We start from the raw sequence: 16,959 nt of genomic DNA on the forward strand, positions 1-16,959 counted from the left end.
TTGCAAAACAAAAACTCATAAAAGGCAGCGCAGTAGCAACCATTCCTATATATTCAAGTGCTAAATTTTTCTGAATTTTTTTTCTGTGGCCACAATTTCATCCAGACTCTCTTTCACCCACCCTCTCCCCATTACCACCACTGCGGTTAATGCACTGCAGCAAAGTTCTCCTCTTCATCCGTAACGACCTAAAAATATTTCCCCATCGATCCGCCAGGCTGAACTTTCCTAAAAGCTGTGCTATCAAAAAGACATATACAAATATTAGTTCGATCCAAAAGATCGATAGTAATCAGGCAGGAAGGGTGCAATCAGCCTTTCCATTCAGATATCAGGCAGTTCCAAAGTTTGAAACGCGTACGGAGGATCCCGTCATGTTTAGACAGATGGAAAGCGCCGGTTTACAGGATCTCCACTTCTGGCAGGATCCGGATACCGGTTTGCAGGCGATTATCGCCATCCATGACACTTTTCGCGGCCCGGCCATTGGCGGTTGTCGCTTCATAACCTATCCGGATACCGCAGCCGCGATAACCGATGCCATCAGGCTGGCCAAAGGGATGAGTTATAAAGCCGCCCTTGCAGGGCTTCCTCATGGGGGAGGTAAATCGGTCATTATGAAGCCCTCAGGCCTCTACGACCGCAATCGGCTGATGCGCAGCTTTGGCCACTTCGTCGAGAGTCTGAATGGCCGTTACATCACTGCGATGGACAGCGGCACCCAGATCAGCGATATGGACAACATCGCTGTTAATACCCGTTTTGTTACCTGTACCCGGGATATGGGCGACCCTTCACCATCAACCGCACAGGGCGTATTTGCCGGTATCCGGGCCAGTGTCAAATTCCGCTTTGGTATCTCTGACCTGCACAACATTCATATTGCCATTCAGGGACTTGGCCATGTCGGTTATGCCCTGGCAAAGCTGCTGCACAATGCCGGAGCCCGGTTAACCGTTACCGATATCGATGCGCAAAAAGTTGCCCGTGCCACCGCTGAGTTCAATGCGGTAGCTGTCGAAGCCGATGCAATCTACGACGTTGCCGCCGATATTTTCTGCCCCTGCGGCCTGGGAGCCATTATCAACGCAGAGACCGTCAACCGCCTTAACTGTGCCATTGTCGCAGGTTCGGCGAACAATCAACTGGCTGATGACCGTCAGGGAGAGAACCTCTGGAAACGCGGCATTCTCTACGCTCCGGACTATCTGATTAACGCTGGCGGACTGATCTTCGTTGCCTTGCAGCACGCACGCCACCACGATCGTGCCATCCAGCTGCAAGTCGCTGGCATCTATGACTCCCTGCTGGAACTGTATAAACACGCCGCAGCAGACCAGAGCCCCACCAACTCTATTGCCGACCTCAGGGCCGAAACGATCATCCGTCAGGCCAGTATGGAAGCTCATCAGGCCGCATAAGGAGACTCTCTATGGAAACCGTATATCAGGCGCAGATCAGTTACAGTCAGTTCCTTTCTGAAACCGGTCAACCTCTACAGCCCCTGCCTGACTGGGCCGGTGCACCGGATAAGCTGGTACGTTATTACCGTAATATGGTGCAGCTACGTCAGCTGGACAACAAGATTATTGCCTTGCAACGCACCGGCCAGATGGGTACCTACGCATCTCTGCTGGGCGCGGAAGCCATTGAAGTCGTACTTGGCGACCTGATGCTGAGCGATGATGTGCTGGTTCCCTACTATCGTAACCATGGGCTGCAGATGTTCAGAGGGCTTTCGATGGCTGATATGCTCAGCTACTGGGGCGGAGACGAGCGCGGCAGCTCCTCTCCTGCGATGGGTGAAGATTTCCCTAACGCAGTGCCGATTGCCACTCAGGCGCTACATGCTGCGGGGGTGGCGACAGCGATCAAGATCCGTGGCGAAAAGCGGGCCGTGGTAACGGTGTGTGGTGATGGCGCCACGTCAAAAGGTGACTTTCTCGAGGCACTGAACGTCGCTGGTGTCTGGCAACTGCCGGTGGTGTTTATGGTCAACAATAACCAGTGGGCGATCTCTGTGCCGCGCTCAATTCAGTGCGGCGCCGCCACTCTGGCTCAGAAAGCGATCGGTGCCGGTATCCGGGGTGAGCAGGTTGACGGCAACGACGTGATCGCCCTGCACGAATCGGTCACTGAAGCACTGAAGCATGCCCGGGAAGGCAAAGGAGCCACACTGATCGAAGCGATCAGCTATCGCTTGTCAGATCATACAACGGCGGATGATGCCACCCGTTACCGTAGTAACGAGGAGCTCAAAGCCGCCTGGGAGCGGGAACCGATCAAACGCCTGCAAACCTTCCTGCATGAACGGGGATGGTGGGATGAAGTCCAGGAGACCGCCTGGCAGAAAGAGGTGAGCCAGATCATTAAACAGGGCTTGGACAGCTACCTCGAAATGCCGCCACAGCCGGTCGAACACCTGATCGATTTTCTCTATGCAGAACTACCTGATGCGTTGAAGGAACAGCGGGAACGCCTGATCCGCAATGCCCAGCCAGGAGGAAGCCATCATGAGTGATGCAATTACTATGGTCGAAGCGGTTAATCTGGCGCTGAAATCTGAGATGCAACGGGACAGCTCGGTGGTTGTTCTCGGTGAAGATGTCGGCGTCAACGGGGGTGTTTTTCGTGCCACCGTCGGGCTGCGGGAAGCATTTGGTATCAAGCGGGTTCTGGATACACCGCTGGCAGAAACCATGATAGCCGGCCTCTCTGTCGGTATGGCCGCTCAGGGGCTTAAACCGGTGGCTGAGATTCAGTTCATGGGTTTTATCTTCCCTACGATGGAACATATCATCTGTCATGCCGCCCGTTTACGCCACCGCACCCGGGGCCGCCTGCACTGTCCGATGGTGCTGCGGGTGCCCTTCGGCGGTGGTATCCATGCCCCGGAACACCATTCCGAAAGCACCGAAGCACTGTTTGCTCATATACCAGGCCTGAGAGTAGTGATTCCCTCCTCCCCGAAACGGGCATACGGTTTACTGTTAGCGGCAATCAGAAGCCCTGACCCGGTCATTTTCATGGAGCCAAAACGGATTTATCGCCTTAACGCGCAGACAGTCGAAGATAGCGGCGAGGCTCTGCCGCTGGACAGCTGCTATACCCTGCGAGAGGGGGCTGATATCACTCTGGTAAGCTGGGGAGCGATGATCAAAGAAACCCTGGAAGCAGCTGACCTGCTGGCAGAACAGTCAATCAGCTGCGAGGTGATCGATGTGGTCACCCTCAATCCGATTGATCATGCAACCATTCTGGCATCTGTGGCGAAAACAGGGCGCTGTGTGATTATTCACGAAGCACCAAAAAGCTGTGCGGTTGGCGCTGAGATCTCAGCCACCCTTGCTGAGCGAAACCTGCTCAACCTGCACGCCCCTGTCAGCCGGGTGACCGGATATGACACGATCATGCCTTACTACCGAATGGAAAATCACTATCTGCCGAATACCGCTGATATTGTCGATGCCGTAAAAACCACACTGGAGTTCTCATGAAATATTTCAAGCTACCGGATCTGGGGGAAGGATTACCCGAAGCTGAAATTGTTGAATGGAAAATCAACGAAGGCGATCAGGTTAAAACTGATCAGATTCTCGCCACTGTTGAAACAGCCAAAGCGATTATCGAGATCCCTTCACCACAGGATGGTGTCATTGCCCATCTGTTTGGCCAGGCGGGAGACACTATCCATACCGGTGAACCCCTGCTCGAGTTTGCCGGCGAAGATGATGACAGCGGTACGGTGGTAGGCGAGTTGAAACGGGAAGCCAGCAGCAACGCAGATGATGACTTTTTTATCGGTGCGGCCCCAAGCACCCGGGCACACAGTCAGAAAATGACGCCGGCAGTACGCTCTCTGGCAAACCGCCTCAATGTTGATACTGACAACCTCCGGGGTAGCGGCCGCAATGGGCAACTGACCAGCAATGATATTGAACGGCTGGCCAGAACTGACCGCGCCCACGGCAAGGCCGCACCATTAAGAGGCGTTCGCAAACAGATGGCCCGAAATATGGCAGCGGCCCATGCTGAGGTTGTTCCGGTGACCCTCCATGAAGATGTTGATATCAGCGACTGGGACACGGAAGAGGATACCACCATGCGCCTGATACACGCGATTGCTGCGGGTTGCAAAGCAGAACCGGCACTGAACACCTGGTTTGATGGACAGCAACTGGCACGAAGAGTGCTGTCTCAAATAAACCTGGGTGTCGCGGTAGATACCGAACAGGGACTCTTTGTTCCGGTGCTCCGCGATATTGGTAATCGCAGTCTGGAAGACATTCGTGACGGCCTCAACCGGCTCAGACAGGATGTTATAGACCGTACGATTCCGCCATCAGAGCTTCAGGGGGGCACCATCACCCTGAGCAATTACGGCACCATTGCGGGACGCTATGCCAGTCCGATTGTTGTACCTCCCACGGTTGCAATTCTGGGCGCAGGAGTGATCCGGGATCAGGTTATGCCCGTAGCAGGAGAAATTGCTATACGGCAGGTAATGCCGTTGTCGCTTACCTTTGACCATCGCGCAGCAACCGGCGGTGAGGCCGCGCGATTTATACAAGCAGTAATTACCGATTTAGCCAAGGAATCAATTAGTTAATAAAACCCACACTCGCCGGAACAAGGATAAAAAATTTAGCAGATTTAATACACGCTGGTTAACCATGAACTAAACTGAAACAAAGAAATAGTAACCGATGAGAGATAGATGATGTTGTAAGCCCTGAGCAGGTTGCGGGCTATGTGCGAAGGTAGCCCGGGCGGACAGTTATAGCAGGAAGGTGGCATATGAGTATTTTCGAAAAATATAAGGCACGTTACGACTCCAAGCAGGAAGAGGAATACTCCCTGCAGGAGTACCTCGAAATTTGTAAAAACGATCCTATGGCCTATGCCAGTGCGGCAGAGCGCCTGCTGGCAGCGATCGGAGAGCCGGAACTGGTCGACACCTCACGAAACCCTCAGCTGAGCAGGATTTTCTCCAACAAGATGATCCGCCGCTACCCTTCTTTCTCTGAATTCTACGGCATGGAAAATGCGATTGAGCAGATTGTCGATTACTTCAAACATGCGGCTCAGGGACTCGAGGAACGCAAGCAGATTCTCTATCTGCTGGGTCCTGTAGGGGGTGGTAAGTCATCCCTGGCTGAGCGACTTAAATCGCTGATGGAGCATATTCCCTTTTACGCTATTAAAGGATCTCCGATTCATGAATCACCACTGGGACTGTTTAACCCGCTTGAGGACGGGGCAATTCTCGAAGAGGAATACAACATTCCGCTGCGCTATATCAAAGGCCTGATGTCCCCCTGGGCGGTCAAGCGATTGCATGAATTTGGCGGTGATATCACCCAGTTCCGGGTGGTGAAACTCTACCCTTCCATTCTCAACCAGATCGCAGTCGCTAAAACAGAGCCCGGCGATGAGAACAACCAGGATATCTCCAGCCTTGTGGGTAAGGTTGATATCCGCATGCTGGAAGAGTTTCCACAGCATGATCCGGATGCTTATAGCTTCTCCGGCGCACTCTGTCATGCCAACCAGGGTCTGATGGAGTTTGTGGAGATGTTTAAAGCACCGATTAAAGTGCTGCATCCACTGCTGACCGCCACTCAGGAAGGCAACTACAACAGCACCGAAGGGATGGCGGCAATCCCCTTTGACGGCATCATCATGGCCCACTCCAACGAGTCTGAGTGGCAGACCTTTAAGAACAATAAAACCAACGAAGCCTTTATCGACCGGGTCTATATCGTCAAGGTACCCTACTGCATGCGGGTCTCTGAAGAGGTTAAAATCTACGAAAAACTGCTGGAAAACAGCTCACTGCATGAGTCACCCTGTGCACCCGACACCCTCAATATGCTGGCCCAGTTTACGGTGCTATCACGACTCAAAGAGCCGGAAAACTCCAACATCTATTCAAAGATGCGGATCTACAATGGTGAGAACCTTAAAGACACCGATCCAAAAGCCAAATCGATGCAGGAGTATAAAGACAATGCCGGGGTCGATGAGGGTATGGAAGGGATCTCAACCCGATTTGCGTTCAAGATCCTCTCCAAGGTGTTCAACTTCGACTCATCTGAGATCGCAGCCAACCCGGTGCATCTTATGTATGTACTGGAACAGCAGATCGAGCAGCAGCAGTTCTCGCAGGAGACCCATGACAAACTGATCGGCTTCCTGAAGGAGTTTATCGCTCCCAAGTATATCGAATACCTCGGTAAAGAGATTCAGACCGCTTATCTGGAATCCTATTCCGAGTATGGTCAGAACATCTTCGATCGTTATGTCACCTATGCCGACTTCTGGATTCAGGATCAGGAATACCGGGATCCTGACACCGGAGACATTCTCAATCGACAGGCGATCAGCGAAGAGCTGGAAAAGATAGAAAAACCGGCAGGCATCAGCAACCCGAAAGATTTCCGCCATGAGATCGTCAACTTTGTGTTGCGTGCCCGGGCGGAAAATGACGGCAAAAATCCAGCCTGGAATAGCTATGAGAAGATGCGCACTGTGATTGAGAAAAAGATGTTCTCCAACACAGAGGACCTTCTGCCAGTTATCTCCTTCAACCCCAAAGCATCCACTGAGGACCAGAAGAAGCACAGCGAGTTTGTGAAACGGATGACCGAACGCGGTTATACCGAGAAGCAGGTTCGGCTGCTATCTGAATGGTACATCAGGGTGCGCAAATCCCAGTAAGGGGATTTGCCTATGCCGGGTCTGATCAGGAGAGCGCTGTATGAGCTATATCATCGACCGCCGCCTAAACGCGAAGAAAAAGAGCACTGTCAACCGGCAGCGCTTTCTTCGCCGCTATAAGAAGCATATCAAGCGGGCTGTTGAGGAAGCGGTAAACACCCGTAGTATCCGCGATATTGATCAGGGTGGCGAAGTCAGTATCCCTACCAAGGACATTTCCGAGCCGATCTTCCATCATGGTAATGGCGGAGTACGCCAGCGGGTTTTCCCCGGCAATAAAGAGTTCGTTGTCGGCGACGAAATTAAACGCCCCGAAGGCGGGGGTGGGGGCGGTTCCGGCCAGGGGAAAGCCAGTAATCAGGGCGAAGGCGAAGACGAATTCACCTTTCAGATTAATCAGGACGAATTTCTCGACTTTATGTTTGAGGATCTCGAGCTGCCCAACATGATTAAAAAGCAGCTGCGCGACGCTACCAGCTTTGAGGTACGTCGGGCAGGCTTTACCAGCGTCGGCTCACCCGACAAACTCAATGTTGTCCGCTCATTGCGGGCGGCCAATGCCCGGCGTATAGCCCTGTCGGGGAAAGAGCGTCGTAAAATCCGTGAACTGAAGGCCGAGATCAAAACGCTGGAAGGCTTATTGCCAAATTCTGACGCCGTCAATCAGATCAACGCTCTCAACGAGGAGATCAAAGCGCTTAACAAACGAATCAAACGCATGCCCTTCATTGATGAGTTTGATCTTAAATACAATAATCTGGTGCGCACGCCGGTGCCCAGTTCCAAAGCAGTGATGTTCTGTGTCATGGATGTGTCAGGCTCGATGACACAGTCGATTAAGGATATTGCCAAGCGCTTCTTCATTCTGCTTTACCTGTTTCTGACACGTAACTACAAAAGAATCGAAGTGGTTTTTGTCCGCCACCATACCCACGCAAAAGAGGTTGATGAAGAGGAGTTTTTCTATTCCCGGGAAACCGGCGGCACTATCGTTTCCAGCGCCCTGAACCTGAGCGCAGATATTATCCGGGACCGCTACCCTCCCGGTGACTGGAACATCTATGTTGCTCAGGCATCTGACGGTGATAACTGGGATGGTGACTCGCACATCTGCCGGGAAGTGCTTGAACAACGGATTCTGCCGCTGGTGCAGTACTTTGCCTATGTGGAGATCACCACCGGGCCGCATCAGAACCTCTGGCTGGAATACGAGCAGATCCGGGACAAATTCGGCGAGACCTTTGCGATGCAGACAATCGTTGAACCTGGCGACATCTATCCGGTATTCAGAAAGCTGTTTGAGAAAAAGGAGTGACCCTATGAAAAAGCGCGAGCCTATTTCCACCGGGTCAGAATGGACCTTCGAACTGATCCAGAAATATGATCAGGAGATCGCCCGGGTGGCTGAGCATTACGGTCTGGATACCTACCCTAATCAGATTGAAGTCATTACCTCGGAACAGATGATGGATGCCTACTCTTCGGTCGGTATGCCACTTAACTACAATCACTGGTCGTTTGGCAAACAGTTCGTCACTACAGAACAACAGTATAAACGCGGTCAGATGGGGCTGGCCTATGAGATCGTTATTAATTCTAACCCCTGTATCTCGTATCTCATGGAAGAAAACACTATGACCATGCAGGCACTGGTCATCGCTCATGCCTGCTATGGACACAACTCGTTTTTTAAAGGCAACTACCTGTTTCGTACCTGGACCGATGCATCCGCCATTATTGATTATCTGCTATTCGCCAAAAACTATATCGCCAAGTGTGAAGAGCGTCATGGCGTGGATGCCGTCGAACAGATGCTGGACTCCTGCCACGCACTGATGAACTATGGGGTCAACCGTTACCTGCGCCCTCAGCCAGTGACCCCTGAAGAAGAGAAGAACCGGTTACTGGATCGCGAAGAGTATATCCAGCGCCACCTCAACCAGCTGTGGAATACCATTCCCAAAAAAGATCTGATTAAGGAAAAGAAAGCGCCTCGCTTCCCCAAAGATCCGGAAGAGAACCTGCTCTACTTTATTGAAAAGAATGCACCGCTACTGGAGCCCTGGCAACGGGAGATTGTGCGGATTGTCAGAAAGATCGCCCAATACTATTATCCGCAACGTCAGACTCAGGTAATGAACGAAGGGTGGGCCTGCTTCTGGCATTACACCCTGCTACACCATCTGCACGATGAAGGCCTGGTCACCGATGGATTTATTATGGAGTTCCTCCACTCCCACACCAGTGTAATTTATCAGCCACCGTTCGACTCGCCCTATTTCAACGGTATCAACCCTTATGCTCTGGGCTACGGCATGATGCGGGATATCCGGCGAATCTGTGAAACCCCCACAGATGAAGACTATCAGTGGTTCCCCGACATTGCCGGCAGTGACTGGAACGAAACCCTGCAGCATGCGATGCGCAACTACAAGGATGAAAGCTTTATTCTGCAATATCTTTCACCGCATATGATCCGGGAGCTGAAACTTTTCACTATCACAGATAACTCAACCCTGAGCACGATGCAGGTCAGCGCCATACATGATGAAGAGGGTTATCAGAAGGTCCGGGAGAATCTAGCGGCCAGTTATAACATCGGCAACCGGGAGCCAAACATCCAGATCTATAACGTCAATGTCAGAGGCGACCGGTCGCTGACATTGCGCCACTATATGCACAATGAACAACCGTTAGGTGATGACACTGATGAAGTACTGAAACACCTTCACCGGCTGTGGGGCTTTGATGTGCATCTGGAATCAGTCTCCCCCGAAGGCGAGATTATTGATGCAATTCATTGCCCTCAGAGACCCCATACTGAAGAGGTTGCCTGAATCGCTTTAAGATTAATGTCAGCCAAAAAAAAAAACCGCCAAAGGGCGGTTTTTTTTTAAATCATACGGGGGTTTTGAGCTTATCCTGATAGGGAGGCCAGCCCATCGGCTTGCCGCCCAGCAGATGAAGATGGATATGATAAACCGTCTGACCGCCATGACTGTTGCAGTTAAACACGGTACGGTACCCGTCACTGGCAAAACCCTGTTGTTCTGCTATCTTTCCCGCCACCATCACCATATGTCCCACCAGATCACAATCTTCCGGTTGAATATCATTCAGCGTCGCCACATGTCTACGGGGAATAATCAGGGCATGGGTCGGTGCCTGTGGGTTGATATCATTGAAAGCGATTACCCTGTCATCCTCATAGATAATATCGGCAGGAATCTCTTTATTCAGAACTTTACAAAACAGACAATCCATAACTCACATCCTTCTCTGATAAAACAATATCCCGATTACATCACTTCAGAGGGATCATGTTCAAGGGATATAACGTGGCTCGCAGCTCGTAGAGATATCACAACCCTGCATGTTCCCGGTAAAGGCTATCCGCTATGTCTTTTTCGAGCGACAAGCAAGTCACGCTTTTTGTGACGTTCGAGCTACGAGCTACGGCTTTATATTCCGCACCTGAGTCAGAACAGGTCGTTCGATACATCAGCGAAAAATGCTCTTTTTAGTTAATCAGGTTGTTGCACTGCGTCATAAGAAGTTCATACTCTTATAATAGATTGAATACAAACGCTTAAGGCGCCCAATGTATAGGTTTGAACCTGGTGATCCCAGCTTCCAGCCACTGAATACCCGGAGCAGTAGAATGATTCTCACAGAAAAGCCCCCTGTCCATAACCAGCTGGAATTCTTTATTGAAGAAGCCGTTAAAGCCCGTCCGGTAATCACCGCAGTGGTCCACCCGGTTGAGCAAAACGGACTGATGGGCGCCATTGAGGCTGCAGAGCGTGGGCTGATCGTCCCTATTCTGGTGGGCCCTGCCGCTAAAATAAAAGCGGCCGCTGAAAAATATGAACTGAACATTGACGATTATGAACTGATTAATGTGGAGCACAGTCATGCCGCAGCAGAACAGGCTGTCAGCCTGATCAGAGAGACCCGCGCCGAGACCCTGATGAAGGGTGACCTTGGCACCTCTGAACTGCTGAGTGCGGTGATACATAAAACGCTGGGCATCCGTACCGAGCGTCGACTGAGCCATATCTTCGTACTGGACGTACCAAATTATCATAAGCCACTGATGATCACCGATGCGGCGATCAATGTGGCGCCCGACCTGCTGACCAAACAGGATATCGTGCAGAATGCGATCGACTTTTGCCACGCGCTGGGGATGAAGCTGCCTAAAGTGGCGATTCTGGCCGCAGTCGAGAAAGTAAAACCCTCGATGCAGAGCACTATCGACGCCGCCGCCCTGTGTAAAATGGCTGACCGCGGCCAGATAACCGGAGCCATTCTCGATGGTCCTCTGGCCTTTGATAATGCGATCTCTCTGCAGGCCGCTATTGATAAGCATATATCGTCACCGGTATCTGGCGATGCCGATATACTGCTGGCCCCCGATCTGGAATCGGCCAATATGATCGCCAAGCAGTTGATCTACCTGGCGGATGCCAAGTCTGCCGGGATCGCGCTGGGTGCCCGTGCGCCGATCATTCTGAATAGTCGCTCTGACGGCACTCTGGCGCGTCTGGCATCCTGCGCACTGGCATCTCATATGGTTCTGCATCCTCAGGGAGTTAAATAACATGAGCCTGATTCTGACAGTCAATGGCGGTTCTTCCAGCCTGAAATGCGCCCTGTTTTCCCGGAATGCCAGCACACCAGAATGTCTCTATCAATTCAAACTGGGAAATATCCTGAATACACCGGTCATGAAGGTGCTTTCCAGTGATGGAAAAGTACTGGAACAGTTTGAACCCGACATGGCCGCGATTGATATTGATAGCCGCCATCAGGCGTGTCTGGATCGGGTCATTCAGTGGGTACGCAAACAGCTGCCGGACAGTCAGATCTGTGCATTTGGCCACCGGGTCGTTCATGGTGGCGAAGCGTTCAGTGAACCGGTAGTGATTACCAAGAAAATCATGAAAAAGCTGGAAGAACTGATCCCCCTGGCACCGCTGCATCAGCCCTACAACCTGAAACTGATCCGCGCCTGTCAACAACTGGAACCAGAACTGCCGCAAATTGCCTGCTTCGATACCATGTTTCATATCGGTCAGCCAAAGGTCGAGCGTCACTATGCGATCCCCCGCCAATACACCGAAGCCGGTGTACATAAATATGGTTTCCACGGTCTCTCCTACGAATATATTCAGCGCACTCTGGAGAAGATTGGCCAGGGGGCCGAAAGTGATAAAACCGTTATCTGTCATCTCGGTGCCGGTGCCAGCATGTGCGCCGTCAAACAGGGAAAATCGATCGCCTCATCCATGGGCTTCACCGCGGTTGACGGTCTGCCAATGGGTAGCCGCACCGGCAATATCGATCCCGGAGTCCTGCTCTACCTGCAGCGCCACTATCAGATGGACACCGATCAGTTGGAGAACTTCCTCTATAAAGAGAGTGGCTGGCTGGGAGTCTCCGGCATCAGCTCCGATATGATGGAACTGGAGCAATCGGATAAGCCTGAGGCGGAAGAAGCGATCGCCATGTTCGCCTACCGGGCCGCGCTGGAGATCGGCCGCCTCACTGCCGCCCTGCAGGGCTTGGATCAGCTGGTCTTTACCGGCGGAGTGGGTGAAAACGATAGTGCATTGCGCAAGCGTATCTGCGATCAGCTGGAGTGGCTGGGCATCAAGCTCAACAAGAGCGCCAACAAAGAGGGCGAAGCGATCATCAGCAAAGCCAGCGCTCAGGTTGTGGTGCGGGTGATTCCCACCAATGAGGAAGCGATGATCGCATTGCATGCGATGGAAGTATTAGCCGCAGGCTAATGCTTTTTTTAGTCGCTAGACGTTGCTTCGCGGCTAGCCATAAGAGCAGTAGCTAGACGTTGCTTCGCAACTTGCTCGTGGCTAGACGAAAAACTTCGTTTTCCTTGCTAGAAAGGGCAAAAGCAAAGTGGTTCTATACGGTTCAGGGATAGCGATCTATCGCCGCGGGACGCGGCTCCTACAGAACTTCCCCCTTTTCTGACGGGCCGCGCAGTGGCGTTCTAACGAGTGGCGATTAGCCAGTGGTACGATCCTGCTCGCGCAGCAGCAGCCGCTGGTAGAGCGAATCTTTCAGCTCCGCCCGTTCCTGCTTCAACTTATGCATCGATAGATCATCAATGGGTGAATTATTCATTTCCAGCACCCGGATCTGTTTATCGAGGGACTGGTAATAGTGGTTATCTTTGGCAAAACGTTCATCTGATTGTATCAGCTCAGCAATAAGCCCCTCATAATCAGGGAAATCATGCGCTAAAGAGTGTTCTTCGCCTAACATTGCAATATCCTCCTATCAGTTCGGTAAAGGAACTGCCTCTTTTAACACTTAGTCAATTTAGCGGAGTATTGCCAATAAATAGTGCTGCTGCCCGTTATTCAGGTTATTAACCTTTTTTGCCAAAAACACAATTCTCCCACTAATTCGCTGCCATATCGGTTTGCAATGTGACAATGGGGACGTTCTTTTCTCTGACGCAACCACCTATGACTTTATTCCCAAAAGGTTGATGGGTAGACAGAGTGTTTTGAAGTACACAACACCTGCAGATGTTATGGTAAAGTTTATGGGCACACACGTTTCGAAGCTGAATTCTCCACCCCTGTACTTTTACTATCGTTAAAGCACCGAGAAATCTTATTTTTATTCTTTATTTCAACAACTTATTTTTCGGAGCGAATAAGCTCATTGCCAGAACACTAAAAACAAATAGATAACGTATTGCCAAAAAGGTTTCTAATCAGTGAGAAAGCCGGATATTCCAGAATGGGTCATTAAGTTTATTATCATGGTTGCTCTTCCCGCAGTGACCTGCTTTGGACTCTACTCGGTTGCCTACCTGGATAGCGATAGTTACATCTTCACACTGCCGGTTATACTCTCTTACCCTGTTGCCCTACTCGGCATAGCAGGCACCTATAAAACACTTATCTCACCCGCTAAACATCACCTGAGACTAGCATTCTGGATTACCTGCATTGTCGTTCCGGTAATGATACAGGTAGCGGTGAGATCAACCTGAGAACAGTCTGTGGCGCAGTTGACAGAATAAGTCGCTTATCGCCGCGGGGTATCCAGTGGGCATGCCAGCGCGTCTCCCACAAATCTGCGCACGCTTTTTCTAGCGAGTCACGCAGTGACGTTCTAGCTAGTGGCGCAGCCACGTCTAGCTAGTGTCGCGAAGCGATACGGTCTTGCGCTCTGCGCGCCGCTTTTTCCAGCGAGCCACGCAGTGGCGTTCTGGCAAGTGGCGAAGCCACGTCAACAACTAGCAAGCGAAGCGTTCTGGACAAAGAAAAGCTACGCTTTTCTTTGTCGAACCGCTTCAAACAGACACACCCCGGTGGCCACCGAGACGTTAAGAGAAGAGACTTCCCCGGCCATATCAATCTTTACCAGAAAGTCACAGTGTTCGCGTGTGAGGCGGCGCATGCCCTGTCCTTCGGCACCCATCACCAGCGCCATCGGGCCTTTGAGGTCAGCGTTGTAGATCAGGGTTTCCGCTTCTCCGGCAGTACCGGTGATCCAGATGCCACGCTGTTGCAGGTCTTTCAGGGTGCGGGCGAGGTTGGTGACCAGTACGTAGGGCACTACTTCTGCGGCACCGCAGGCGACTTTGCTGACGGTCGCGTTGAGCGGTGCTGACTTGTCCTTCGGGGCAATCACCGCATGGACACCGGCGGCATCGGCGGTTCGCAGGCAGGCACCCAGATTATGCGGATCGGTGACGCCATCCAGCACCAATAGAAACGCAGGCTCTTCCAGTTTTTCCAGCATCGCATCGAGGAACTGTTCGTTCTTGGCCTGAATCGGCTCACAGGCGACCACGACCCCCTGATGTACACCGTCTTCAGCCATACTGTCCAGCTCTTTACGGCTGACCCAGTCGACCCGGACTTGTTTCTCTGCGGCCAGATCCAGTAGCGTCTGCATCCGCGCATCGACACGTCCTTTCAGCACCCACATCCCTTTGACCCGTTTGCTGTCTCGTTGCAGGGTGGTGGTAGCCGCGTGGATACCAAAGATATATTCAGGACGCATTGCTTATCTCATTCTGTTCATTATCGGTACGGGCCAGATTAAACCAGCCCGAACTGTTCTGTTTCACCAGCGCTACCAGCAGGCGGATCATCCCCTGCTCGGTATTCAGTGCCGGAATATAGTGATACTGCTCCCCACCCGCCGACAGAAACACATCGCGGTTCTCCACGGCGATCTCTTCGAGGGTTTCCAGGCAGTCTGCTGAGAATGCCGGACAGATGATATCCACACGCTTTACGCCACTCTCAGGCAGTTTCTCAAGGGTTTTATCGGTATAGGGCTGTAACCATGCCTTTGGCCCGAAACGGGACTGAAAGGTGGTCTGCCACTGGTCAGTGGTCAGCCCCAACTCTTTTGCCAGCAGTTCGGACGTACGGTGACAATGCTCCGGGTAAGGATCACCCTTATCAGCGTACTCTTGCGGAATCCCATGATACGAGAGTACCAGTTTATCGCTTTTGGGATTAGCTGTCCGGAATGCCTGAACGGATTCGGCCAGCGCCCGGATATAGAGTGGATGGTCATGGTAGTCCTGGACTACCCGAATATCGGGAAAGTGGCGGGTCTTCAACTGAAACCGGGCGATCAGGTCATAAATCGGAGCGGTTGTGGTGGCCGAATACTGAGGATAGAGCGGCAGCACCAGGATTTTACGGTAGCCCGCCTGGGTTAGCTCTTCCAGACGCGCGCTCAGCCCCGGATTGCCGTATGTCATAGCGGCAAAAACCTGAATATCCTGATCCGGACTGGTTTGCTGCAGGGCCAGTTGCAGAGCGGCAACCTGCTGATTAAGTATCAGCCGCAGGGGCGAATCCTGATCCCAGATAGATGCGTATAGTTTTGCTACCTTGCGGGGACGGAAGGTCAGGATGATACCGTTAAGTACCGTTAACCAGACCAGACGCATAATCCCATCGCCTTCCACCACCCGGCGATCAGAGAGAAACTCTTTAAGGTAGCGGCGCACTGCGGCTGGGGTCGGTTGGTCTGGCGAGCCTAAATTAACCAGCAGTACTGCTGTTTTGGGCTGGGACATCAGTTTATTTCCGTTTCAAAGCAAAGCGCTATTATCGCGGAATAACAGACAATAAAAAACCGCTGTTTTGACTCATACATCAAAGCAGCGGTTTTTTGTATTCACTACACAGAATTACTTTTCCAGTGAGGCAAATACCGCATCACGGATATCATCTACACTGCCGACACCCGGGATATAGTTGTATTTAGGGGCACTCTCAGGAGACTCTTGAGACCAGCCTTTATAATAGTTGATCAGCGGAGCCGTTTGCTCATGGTACACATCCAGACGCTGGCGTACGGTTTCCTCTTTATCATCTTCACGCTGCACCAGGTCTTCACCGGTCACATCGTCTTTACCCTCAACCGCAGGTGGGTTGAAAATAACGTGGTAAGTGCGACCTGAACCCGGGTGTACACGACGACCGGCCATGCGCTTGATGATCTCTTCGTCAGCAACATCGATCTCGACAACGGCATCGATTGTGACGCCGGCATCTTTCATCGCATCCGCCTGTGGAATCGTACGTGGGAAACCGTCAAACAGCGCACCGTTTGCGCAATCCGCCTCGGTAATGCGCTCTTTTACCAGACCGATGATGATCTCATCAGAAACCAGGCCACCCGCATCCATTACCTTCTTAGCTTCAATCCCCAGCGGGGTGCCTGCTTTAACCGCCGCACGCAACATATCGCCTGTAGAGATCTGTGGAATACCATATTTTTCGCAGATGTACTGAGCCTGAGTACCTTTACCAGCACCCGGCGCACCCAAAAGAATAATTCGCATGTAAGGATTGCTCCGTTTCTAATTTTATAATTTAAAAATCTGATGCCGGCCGTTTATTAGATAACCACCGGCTGAAATTTGTTATGCGCGATTTTTTGCGCGGTAATGTCCGACATTACCGCCCTATGCCTGCTACTCACAATAGGACATTCGGTCTACTACCAATATCTAATTCTTGCCGATTGCGGGAGGCTCGTTTCGCTATACTGCAATATTTACGACATAAAACCGTAAAAATGAACGCTCGAGATTAGTCAAAACCGCCAAATGTAGCAACCCCCCATTAGGATAAGATCGGCTTTTTATTGACCGGTATTCATAAGTATCAACTTATCTGCAGCGTCTTTGTAACAGCCTTCTGAGTCCTGCGCCCCAGGCCT

General features: G+C 51.7%; 15 protein-coding genes. 10 read left to right on the forward strand and 5 right to left on the reverse strand.

Translation table 11 applies throughout. From position 1 onward, the window contains the following. Positions 1–374 precede the first annotated feature (374 nt). From KDX31_14815 to KDX31_14845, 7 genes are all read left to right on the forward strand, one after another. Positions 375–1,421: an amino acid dehydrogenase gene (locus tag KDX31_14815; GenBank protein UTW02609.1), complete on the forward strand. Its 1,047-nt coding sequence runs from the start codon at positions 375–377 to the stop codon at positions 1,419–1,421. 11 nt (positions 1,422–1,432) lie between these two features. Beyond that, positions 1,433–2,521: a pyruvate dehydrogenase (acetyl-transferring) E1 component subunit alpha gene (gene pdhA, locus KDX31_14820; protein UTW02610.1), complete on the forward strand. Its 1,089-nt coding sequence runs from the start codon at positions 1,433–1,435 to the stop codon at positions 2,519–2,521. Further along, a complete protein-coding gene (locus KDX31_14825; protein ID UTW02611.1) occupies positions 2,514–3,497 on the forward strand; it encodes an alpha-ketoacid dehydrogenase subunit beta in 984 nt (327 codons plus the stop codon). Before pdhA ends, KDX31_14825 begins: the two co-directional genes overlap by 8 nt. Then, positions 3,494–4,609 carry a 2-oxo acid dehydrogenase subunit E2 gene (locus KDX31_14830; GenBank protein UTW02612.1) on the forward strand — a complete coding sequence of 372 codons (1,116 nt, stop codon included), beginning with the start codon at positions 3,494–3,496 and terminating at the stop codon, positions 4,607–4,609. Before KDX31_14825 ends, KDX31_14830 begins: the two co-directional genes overlap by 4 nt. Before the next feature lie 188 nt (positions 4,610–4,797). Then, the gene (locus KDX31_14835) at positions 4,798–6,720 is read left to right on the forward strand and encodes a PrkA family serine protein kinase (GenBank protein ID UTW02613.1); all 1,923 of its coding nucleotides are present in this window, start codon (positions 4,798–4,800) and stop codon (positions 6,718–6,720) included. Between the two features lie 40 nt (positions 6,721–6,760). Continuing rightward, a complete protein-coding gene (locus KDX31_14840; protein ID UTW02614.1) occupies positions 6,761–8,035 on the forward strand; it encodes a YeaH/YhbH family protein in 1,275 nt (424 codons plus the stop codon). Positions 8,036–8,039: 4 nt separating this feature from the next. Then, entirely contained in the window at positions 8,040–9,557 is a 1,518-nt protein-coding gene (locus KDX31_14845; protein UTW02615.1) for a SpoVR family protein, read from the forward strand. 61 nt (positions 9,558–9,618) lie between these two features. Here the strand turns inward: KDX31_14845 and KDX31_14850 are convergent, their stop codons facing one another. Next, the gene (locus KDX31_14850) at positions 9,619–9,984 is read right to left on the reverse strand and encodes a histidine triad nucleotide-binding protein (GenBank protein ID UTW02616.1); all 366 of its coding nucleotides are present in this window, start codon (positions 9,982–9,984) and stop codon (positions 9,619–9,621) included. A 397-nt stretch (positions 9,985–10,381) separates the two neighbouring features. Here KDX31_14850 and KDX31_14855 point away from each other — a divergent pair, with 397 nt between their 5' ends. Next, positions 10,382–11,323: a bifunctional enoyl-CoA hydratase/phosphate acetyltransferase gene (locus KDX31_14855; protein ID UTW02617.1), complete on the forward strand. Its 942-nt coding sequence runs from the start codon at positions 10,382–10,384 to the stop codon at positions 11,321–11,323. Position 11,324: 1 nt separating this feature from the next. Next, positions 11,325–12,515 (forward strand): acetate/propionate family kinase, encoded by a 1,191-nt coding sequence (locus KDX31_14860; protein ID UTW02618.1) that lies wholly within the window; start codon positions 11,325–11,327, stop codon positions 12,513–12,515. A gap of 235 nt (positions 12,516–12,750) precedes the next feature. On the opposite strand, the gene KDX31_14865 is transcribed toward KDX31_14860, so the two are convergent. Continuing rightward, positions 12,751–13,011, reverse strand: a complete 261-nt coding sequence (locus KDX31_14865) for a YdcH family protein (GenBank protein ID UTW02619.1) — start codon at positions 13,009–13,011, stop codon at positions 12,751–12,753. 463 nt (positions 13,012–13,474) lie between these two features. Between KDX31_14865 and KDX31_14870 the strand changes: the two genes are divergently transcribed. After that, positions 13,475–13,753, forward strand: coding sequence for a hypothetical protein (locus tag KDX31_14870; GenBank protein ID UTW02620.1), 279 nt, complete (start codon positions 13,475–13,477; stop codon positions 13,751–13,753). Between the two features lie 278 nt (positions 13,754–14,031). On the opposite strand, the gene rlmB is transcribed toward KDX31_14870, so the two are convergent. From rlmB to adk, 3 genes are all read right to left on the reverse strand, one after another. Beyond that, positions 14,032–14,772: a 23S rRNA (guanosine(2251)-2'-O)-methyltransferase RlmB gene (gene rlmB, locus KDX31_14875; GenBank protein ID UTW02621.1), complete on the reverse strand. Its 741-nt coding sequence runs from the start codon at positions 14,770–14,772 to the stop codon at positions 14,032–14,034. After that, on the reverse strand, positions 14,762–15,808 hold the full coding sequence (locus KDX31_14880; GenBank protein ID UTW02622.1) for a ferrochelatase: 1,047 nt from the start codon (positions 15,806–15,808) through the stop codon (positions 14,762–14,764). The genes rlmB and KDX31_14880 overlap by 11 nt, the downstream gene beginning before the upstream one ends. Before the next feature lie 114 nt (positions 15,809–15,922). Next, complete coding sequence (gene adk / locus KDX31_14885) at positions 15,923–16,579, reverse strand: adenylate kinase (GenBank protein ID UTW02623.1); 657 nt, start codon at positions 16,577–16,579, stop codon at positions 15,923–15,925. Positions 16,580–16,959: the final 380 nt, after the last annotated feature.

This window comes from Amphritea atlantica, assembly GCA_024397875.1.
Classification (GTDB): Bacteria; Pseudomonadota; Gammaproteobacteria; order Pseudomonadales; family Balneatricaceae; genus Amphritea; species Amphritea atlantica_B.